The organism is Mesorhizobium sp. M2A.F.Ca.ET.067.02.1.1, assembly GCF_004023285.1.
Classification (GTDB): Bacteria; Pseudomonadota; Alphaproteobacteria; order Rhizobiales; family Rhizobiaceae; genus Mesorhizobium.
Genome location: NZ_RZSB01000935.1, coordinates 1 through 2,038 on the forward strand (window position 1 = coordinate 1; position 2,038 = coordinate 2,038).

Below are 2,038 nucleotides of genomic sequence, written 5' to 3' on the forward strand. Positions count from 1 at the left end.
ACATCGACCAGCTCAAGAAGCAGCCGGCCACCGTTGTGGCCAATGTACAGAGCGAGACGTCGCGGTCGGCAACCGCCGTGGAACCTCCGGCGGCCGCGCCCAAACCAGAGACCGACGCCGGGACCGAGCTGACGGAAAGCGCGATCGGACTTGATCGCCAGGGCAAGGTCGACTTGCAGGAACGGCTTCTGGCGATCGGCTACGACCTGGACGCCGACGGCGACCTCGGCGCCAAGACCCGCCGCGCCATCGGCCAGTGGCAGGAGGCGAATGGCTTGCCCACGACCACATTCCTCACCCCGAAGCAATATGCCCGCCTGAAGCTCGACACGGACGACGCGCTGACGACGTACCGCGCCAAGCAGGCATCCGATGCGCCAGCAAAGAAACAGGAAAGCGTCGCGCCGCAAAGGCCGCAGAAACCGCAACCGGTCGTCCGCGCCAGGCCGAGGCGTCAGGACCAGCGCGAGGCTGCCAATCCAAGACCGGCGCCAAAGCCAAAGGCAACACCAGCGCGGAAGTCCGCATACCACATGTGCAGCGGGATTGACGGCACCTTCCAAATCCCGGCAGCACAGAGATGCCCGTTGAGCGGCTACGCCAACCACTGAAAAGGCGGCGGGCTTGCACCGATGGCATTAGAGCGTTTCACCGTTTCACGGAAACGGCGAACCGCTCTATCTCTTTGTTTTGACGCAGTTCCTGACGGAAAACGGTGTCACACTTTTCCTGGAATTGCTCTAGTCCCTCGATTCTCGCATCGCTGTTGCGCTCAGACTTCGCTGAACTCAACATCCGCCTCGCGGATGAAATCGCGCAGCATTTCCATGTCCCAGGACAGCGGCCGGTCGTCGCTGTAGTGCGGGATGCGTCGGCGCACAGCGCGGTAGACGGCGTCCGTTCCGGGTGCCCGCGCGGCCTTACCGGCCAGAAAATCATGCGCCTGCGCGGCGGCCATCAGCTCGATCGCCAGGATGTATTCGGCGTTGTCGATGACGGCCAGAAGCTTGTTGGCCGCCACGGTCGGATGGGCGAGGAAATCCTCCTGCAGGCCGGACGTGACGCCGCCGTCCGTCGCCGCCGGCGCGGCGAGGCGCCGGTTGACGTTGCTGAGCGAAGCGGCGGTGTACTGGGCGATCATGAAGCCCGAATTGCAGCCGCCCTCGGCGGCGAGGAATGCCGGCAGATTGTTGACCAGCGGATTGACGAGGCGGTCGATGCGGCGCTCGCTCATGGCCGCGACCTGCGCCAGCGCGATCGTCAGACCGTCGGCGGTCTGCCCGAGCGCCGGCGCCACCGGATGCGCCTGCGAAAACACTTTCGGTTCATCGGGCGTGCCGGCCACGGCGGGATTGTCGGTCACTGAAGCCAATTCACGGTCGACCAGCAGTGCCGAGCGCTCCAGCACCTCGCGCGCCGCGCCATGCACATGCGGCACCGCGCGCAGGCTGAGCGCGTCCTGCGTGCGGCTGCCATGCGCAGCCTGGATCAGCCCGCTGCCGTCGAGCAGACGCCGCAGCGAGGCGCCGACCGCCTCGATCCCGGGCGACGGCCGCATGGCCAGCACGGTTTCGTCGAAGGCCGCCATCTGCCCGCCCGCGGCTTCCAGCGTGAGTGCCGCCGCCGCATCGGCCCAGGCGAGCAGACGCTCGGCGCGAACCAGGGCGATGCTTGTGAGCCCGGTCGCGCATGCCGTGCCGTTGACGAGGCTCAAGCCTTCCTTGGCGCCCAGCACCAGCGGCTCCAGGCCGATCTCGGCCAGCGCCTCGCGGCCGCTCATCTTGCGCCTAGCGACAGTCGCCCTGCCCTCGCCGATCAGAACCAGCGCGATATGGGCATTGTGCGTGAGATAACCGGCCGATCCTCGCGACGGAACGTCCGGAACGCAGCCCCGCTCGAGGAAGGTGAGCAGGTTGCGCACGATCTGTGGCCGCACGCCCGAATGGCCATGCGCGAAATTTGCCACCTGCGCGGCGATGACTGCGCGGATGCTGCGTTCCGGCACCAGTTCGCCGACGCCGCAGGCATGGCTGAGGAT

General features: G+C 66.8%; 2 protein-coding genes. One reads left to right on the forward strand and one right to left on the reverse strand.

Going from position 1 to position 2,038, the window contains the following annotated elements; all coding sequences use genetic code 11:
• The coding region (locus EOA28_RS33920; protein ID WP_148671040.1) for a peptidoglycan-binding domain-containing protein at nt 1–611 on the forward strand (611 nt) is incomplete at its 5' end.
• Between the two features lie 161 nt (nt 612–772).
• On the opposite strand, the gene hutH is transcribed toward EOA28_RS33920, so the two are convergent.
• Nucleotides 773–2,038, reverse strand: a 1,266-nt coding sequence (gene hutH / locus EOA28_RS33925; protein WP_148671041.1) for a histidine ammonia-lyase, incomplete at its 5' end; no start/stop codon positions are given.